The organism is Sphingobacterium sp. IITKGP-BTPF85 (genome assembly GCF_001006065.1).
Lineage (GTDB): Bacteria > Bacteroidota > Bacteroidia > Sphingobacteriales > Sphingobacteriaceae > Sphingobacterium > Sphingobacterium anhuiense.
The window spans coordinates 1-6,166 of record NZ_ASZT02000212.1; the positions used below are offsets into that span (position 1 = coordinate 1).

5 protein-coding genes and 1 pseudogene are annotated in these 6,166 nt (G+C 36.8%); 2 read left to right on the forward strand and 4 right to left on the reverse strand.

Translation table 11 applies throughout. The features are described from left to right. Positions 1-21 precede the first annotated feature (21 nt). Both L950_RS23740 and L950_RS23745 read left to right on the forward strand, forming a co-directional pair. Entirely contained in the window at positions 22-744 is a 723-nt protein-coding gene (locus L950_RS23740; protein WP_021191327.1) for a hypothetical protein, read from the forward strand. Further along, positions 741-1,502 carry a hypothetical protein gene (locus tag L950_RS23745; RefSeq protein ID WP_021191328.1) on the forward strand — a complete coding sequence of 254 codons (762 nt, stop codon included), beginning with the start codon at positions 741-743 and terminating at the stop codon, positions 1,500-1,502. Before L950_RS23740 ends, L950_RS23745 begins: the two co-directional genes overlap by 4 nt. Before the next feature lie 62 nt (positions 1,503-1,564). Here the strand turns inward: L950_RS23745 and L950_RS23750 are convergent. The 4 genes and pseudogenes from L950_RS23750 to L950_RS23765 form a co-directional block, all read right to left on the reverse strand. Next, positions 1,565-3,032: pseudogene (locus L950_RS23750) on the reverse strand (glycine--tRNA ligase). Between the two features lie 130 nt (positions 3,033-3,162). After that, on the reverse strand, positions 3,163-3,624 hold the full coding sequence (bcp, locus tag L950_RS23755; RefSeq protein ID WP_021191329.1) for a thioredoxin-dependent thiol peroxidase: 462 nt from the start codon (positions 3,622-3,624) through the stop codon (positions 3,163-3,165). A gap of 173 nt (positions 3,625-3,797) precedes the next feature. Next, complete coding sequence (locus tag L950_RS23760) at positions 3,798-5,381, reverse strand: M23 family metallopeptidase (protein WP_231577838.1); 1,584 nt, start codon at positions 5,379-5,381, stop codon at positions 3,798-3,800. A 5-nt stretch (positions 5,382-5,386) separates the two neighbouring features. Beyond that, positions 5,387-5,998 carry a fumarylacetoacetate hydrolase family protein gene (locus tag L950_RS23765; RefSeq protein WP_021191331.1) on the reverse strand — a complete coding sequence of 204 codons (612 nt, stop codon included), beginning with the start codon at positions 5,996-5,998 and terminating at the stop codon, positions 5,387-5,389. Positions 5,999-6,166: the final 168 nt, after the last annotated feature.

Sequence of the window (6,166 nt, forward strand, 5' to 3'; positions counted from 1 at the left end):
TTAGGACACATATGATATTTTATGAAAAAGAATGTTAAATTTAATTTTAACATATTTTCTTTGGTATTCATCTTTTTATTAGCCGCTGCTTCATCATGTCAAAAGAACAAGAAAATTTCAGATGAATTAGACGAAAATGTGTTCTCAGTAAAGTTCAAAATTAAAGATTTTGAAAGTATTGTATCGCCGCTTCAAAGGGCAAATGGCGCTAGGAAATTAGTTTCCTCAAAAGCCTCTGTTAATTCTCAGGAAGAAACTTTATTTAAATGGGACTTCGATCTAGGAAATGCAGATCCTATTATTGCATTTAATCCGTTACCTGTTATTGATTATAATAATGGGAAAGTTGATTACGGTTTTACCGCAGGATGGCCTACTACAGGCAAATCAATTAGTTTTAGAGGGGTGGAGTCAATCCTTTTTAAACTTCCCGCACAGCAGATCGAATTGCTCAGTAATCTGAGTCTAGATGTGAATAGTTCGGGGACAGGTCCACGTGCCTTATTGATCGATTATTCGACCGATAAGGGTTCAAACTTTTCGAAATTGTCGGATACGATTCACTATCCACTGGATTTAACAAGCACTGGTATATCAAAGCTCCCAATCTCTCAATCTCTGAATGCGATACCGGTTATGGGTAAAGAGGCCGTTTGGATACGTATACGTTTGTATTCCGGTAACGCCCGCCTGGAAGCATTTATAATCCGACCAGCAGTACATTTAAACTTGATAATGTTTTGATTAATGGAGTTGTGAACGATACAGCATTACAAAACAAATTATATTATCATATTTATAATGCTTCAGGTAATGAACTGGTCAAACAGGGCGGTATCTCAGCAGCGGAAACTTTTGCGGTTGATCTGCCATTGGGGACATATTATTTGAGTGTACTGACAAAAAATTCCAATAGTCCTATCGTGTTTGCTAATAGTACCAATCGCAATGGATTTTATATCAGTAATTCATTTATGGAGAAGGAAGCCGAGATTTATGCGGTTCGAGATACCTTTGAGGTTAAACAGTCTATAGAAAGGACATTGCTATTAAAACGTTTATACAGTGAGGTGAAAGTAGAGTTTACCGATATAGTTGATTTAAGTCATATTGATAGTATCCGAATACAGCAAAAGCATCCCGGCTTTTATTATTATCCCTTTAGTAACAGCAGCAACAGTCAGTTGGATGCGACTTTCTTGAAGATCGAACCCAATTTTACAGAGAATAATAAAAGTTTCTTTTTTAATCAATTTATGGGGTTTCATGATACAAATAAAACGATCAAGTATGAACTCACCGTTTACGAAAAGGGATCTGTTATTAGATCATTTGAATTAAAAAGTGAAGTTAAGAATAATATGCAGGTTCTTTTTAAGGGCTTATTATTAGAAGAAATCAATCCTGGACAAGGATTTATAATACGGAAGAATGAAAAATGGGATGGAACATCGATGTTGATTTTTAAAGTTAAATATCGACAACCAACGTTGTTTAATTAAATTTCGAAACAAAAAAAGAGCTTGCCGTTCAACAGCAAGCTCTTTTTTGTTTATTTAAGAGATTACAATACTTTTTTCAAAAGTGTGTTCCAACCAACTAGATCAGCAACAAATTTCTCTAAGTCTGCAATTGCTACACGTTCCTGTTGCATGGAGTCACGGTGACGGATGGTAACCATATTGTCTTCTAATGACTGATGGTCTACTGTGATACAGATTGGCGTACCGATTGCATCTTGACGACGGTATCGTTTACCAATTGAATCTTTTTCATCATACTGTACATTGTAATCCAATTTTAATACAGCCATAATCTCACGTGCTTTTTCTGGAAGACCGTCTTTTTTGTTAAAGGTAAGATGGCCGCTTTAACAGGTGCAATTGCAGGAGGGAATTTCAATACGACACGTGAATCTTGCTTTTCAGGTGTTGAAAGATCTTCTTGAACCAATGAATTACATAGAACTGTTAAGAACAGACGATCTAACCGATAGAAGTTTCGACTACGTAAGGGATATAGTTCTGATTGATCTCTGTATCAAAATATTGCATTTTTTTACCAGAGAACTCTTGGTGTTGTTTTAAATCAAAATCAGTTCTGGAGTGGATACCTTCAACCTCTTTAAATCCAAATGGGAAGTTGAATTCAATATCTACTGCCGCATTCGCATAATGAGCTAATTTATCGTGATTGTGGTAACGGTAGTTATCAGGGTTGAAACCTAAAGCTAAATGCCATTTAAGACGGGTTTCTTTCCATTTATTGTACCATTCCATTTCTGTACCTGGGCGAACAAAAAATTGTAATTCCATTTGTTCAAATTCACGCATACGCATAATGAATTGACGAGCAATAACTTCGTTACGGAATGCTTTACCAATTTGAGCAATTCCGAAAGGAATTTTCATGCGGCCAGTTTTTTGAACATTTAAGAAGTTAACAAAAATACCTTGAGCAGTTTCGGGACGTAAATATACTTGTTCAGCACCATCTGCCATAGCACCCATTTGGGTAGCAAACATCAAGTTGAACTGACGTACATCAGTCCAGTTTTTAGTTCCAGAAACAGGACAAACGATATTGTGATCTTCAATAATAGTTTTTAAACCAGCAAGATCATCAGCATTCAAGGCAACGTTCAATGCTTCTAATAGCGCAGCAGCTTTATCAGTTTTACCATCTGCTTCGTAACGCGCTATTTTATCTTCGATCAATTGATCAGCACGGTAACGTTTCTTAGAATCTTTGTTGTCGATCATGGGATCATTAAACCCGTCCACGTGGCCTGAAGCTTTCCAGGTCGTTGGGTGCATAAAGATCGCAGCATCGATACCGACAATGTTTTCATGCAATTGCACCATGGATTTCCACCAATAGGTCTTTAAATTATTTTTTAATTCAGAACCTAATTGACCGTAATCATAGACAGCACTTAAGCCATCATATATTTCACTTGATTGGAATACAAAACCATATTCCTTTGAGTGGGATACTATACTTTTAAAGAAGTCGTCTGTTTGTTTGCTCATAAGTAGCAAATATAAATATTAGTATTTAGATTTTAGATAGTCGTAATTAGATAATGATAATCGCATGCAGGCCATGTATATAAATGCAAGTCCGCAAACTCTTTTATCATGATTCTAGTACTGTTAAGTATTATTTTATAAGATCACGAATTTGTTGAGACGCATTCTTATTGTCCACCTTTTTAATGATGTGAGCAATATTTCCTTGTTCATCAATAACAAATGTTGTGCGTGCAGTTCCCATATATTTTTTACCGTACATGTTTTTTTCTACCCAAACACCATAATCATTGACAATTTTCTGATCTTCATCAACCAGTAATTGAAAGGGAAGTTCATGTTTGTTGATGAACTTTTGATGAGAAGCTTCTCCATCGATACTTACGCCGATAATTTCAAATCCATCTTTCTTTAAAGACTGATAATTATCTCTAAAATTGCAAGCCTCTGTTGTGCAACCTGGTGTATTATCTTTTGGGTAGAAATATAAAATCACCTTCGTTCCAATAAAATCTGACAAAGAAATACTTTCTCCATTTTGGTTCTTAGCCGTTATTGCAGGCGCTTTCTGTCCTATTTCTAATGTAGCCATATGTGTTATTAATTAATCTAATGAACAAGATACTGATTATCTGGTGAAACTTGCTTCATAAACCCTGACATTATCTTTCCAGTCTTTGACCTCGAGCTTAAAGCTATGTTTTCCGGATCCTAAAGTGGATTCGAAGTTATGCCAGATATGACGATTTTTTGGGTCATATTTCATCAGCACCCATTCGCCATCAATATATGCATTAAATGACTGTATACCGGATAGGTTGTCTGAATGGTAAAGTCAATTTGCTTTTGTGCACCGACATTTTTATTGTTAACGAGATTGCGGGCTGTGATGGTTGGAGCTATCGTATCAACTGCTACATAGAAGTCGCCAAAACTGCGTACCGACGCTGTTACTAAACCATTTTCATATTTTCCACCCTGTGCACCACCATCTGTTGAAACGAGAAGAGCTTTGCTGTACAGTTCTTTCTTCAGGTCGGCAGTTGGCCTAATGCTTAATGTGTACGAACCAAATACAGGCGTAAATTTATTATGGACGCGATGTAATTGAGAATAACCGTTGGCTGGTTTTTGACCTTCACTATAAGTAAAGTTTAAATTGTCATATAGCGTATTTTTGGGTATGGTTACTTTAAAATTGTCTGCTTGGTAAATGTTGTCCAGTAGGAAGTTGAAGTATTTACCAGCGTTTGACGGATTGTTTTTGACTACATAGTTTGTATTTCGTTGCACTTCGAAATTTATTTCTGTGGCATTGCCCTGAACATCTTTGACAACATAACGAACCTGATGTACTTTATCATCTTTAAGTTCCATAACACCGCTGTTGTCCAATTGTGCATAGATATCGATTGGATTTCCCGGTTGCTTAAAACTCTTTTGTACGCGTACATTTGATTTTTTCCAATAAGGATAATCGATATAGGAGTGGATAGCACGGGTCTTATCAAAAGGAATAGCTTCGAAGAGTACTGTACTGATATTTTTATTATCTAAAAATAATTCTATTGAATATACACCGTAAGTAAAGGAGATTCCTTTACGCCTATCTACGGTATTGATCCCTAAACCAAATTTACCATTAACAGGAATCGGTGAACTACCTGCGAGACTATAATTACCATTGGCCAATGCTTTTACAGTCTGATGCCTGCGGGGAGTATTTTCATCGAAAATAGGATTGTCCAGATCATATAGCGTTACACCTCGTATGATAGGCTTAATACCATCTGGAAATGTAAGTCCAAAAAGTTGTGTGTTGAAAGGAAGCTGCTGTTTTGTATCGCGAATTTCAAAATGAAGATGTGGACCTGCAGATCCTCCTGTATTTCCTGAGTTTGCCAGAAGTTGTCCTTTCTTCAAATTGAACTGACCAGGTTTTAGAAATAGGTCGACGTCAAAACGTTTTTGTTTATACTGCTCTGCTTTTATAAAAGCATTGAGCTCATTATTGAAGCTTTCTAAATGTAGGTATACAGAAGTATAGCCATTTGGATGATCGAGGTAAATGGAATTCCCTCCACCACCGATCTGTACACGGATACGCGAAACAAAACCGTCTGCAACGGCATATACTGGTATATTTATTTTTTGTTGCGTCCGATAGTCATCACCGCCATGGAAATGTGTTGCTCTCAATTCTCCGAATGAACCCGAGGCTTGCGGAGCAATATCCATAGGCGGTCTAAAATAATTTTGAGGGTATTGACGATGTTTGATGATATCCTGTGCATGGAGTGTGTTGGAAACAAGTGCAAACATCCCGATTATTGCGGTTAATTTTTTCATAGACCTTACTTTATGGTGCAACTAAACATTTGTTTCTCACCAATAAAACCAACTAAAGTATCACCGATTACAACGGGACCAACTCCTGCAGGAGTACCTGTGTAAATAAGATCTCCCTTTCGTAAAGTAATGAACTTGGAGATATAAACTATCAAATCGTCAAATGAAAAAATCAGATCCTTTGTATTTCCCTGCTGCACGGTTTCTTTGTTCTTTAGCAAGGAGAAATCAAGATTTTTAAGATCATCAATCTCTTCCTTTGGAATCAACGGGCTGATGACAGCTGAGCCATCAAAAGATTTTGCTAACTCCCAGGGAAGACCCTTCTCTTTGTGTTTTTGTTGTATGTCTCGCGCTGTGAAGTCAATACCGAGTCCGATGGCATCAAAATATGTGTTTGCGAATTTTTGGCTTACATGTTTTCCTTCTTTACAGATGCGTAATACGATTTCCGCTTCGTAGTGAATATCGTTAGAAAACTCTGGATAATAAAAGTCTTTGTTATCCTTCAATAAAGAGGTGTCGGGTTTCATGAATACAACAGGCTCTTGTGGGATAGGGTTGTTCAGTTCTTTAGCGTGGTCTACATAGTTACGGCCTATAGCAATGACTTTCATCTTGATCTTTCTTAAAGTAAAGCACCTGGATATATGCGTTGATGGTGCGGAATATACAAACTTAGCAAATGTAGAAAGTAATTCAAATTGATTCGGATCAAATTGGGAAAGTGTTATTATTTAATAGGGTATTAACAGGGAGTTAATAGGGGGATAATAGGGGGTTGG

Coding starts and splice junctions, on each gene's coding strand:
- L950_RS23740 (WP_021191327.1), top strand. CDS start 22: ATGAAAAAGAATGTTAAATTTAATTTTAACATATTTTCTTTGGTATTC.
- bcp (WP_021191329.1), bottom strand. CDS start 3,624: ATGGCTACATTAGAAATAGGACAGAAAGCGCCTGCAATAACGGCTAAG.
- L950_RS23760 (WP_231577838.1), bottom strand. CDS start 5,381: ATGAAAAAATTAACCGCAATAATCGGGATGTTTGCACTTGTTTCCAAC.
- L950_RS23765 (WP_021191331.1), bottom strand. CDS start 5,998: ATGAAAGTCATTGCTATAGGCCGTAACTATGTAGACCACGCTAAAGAA.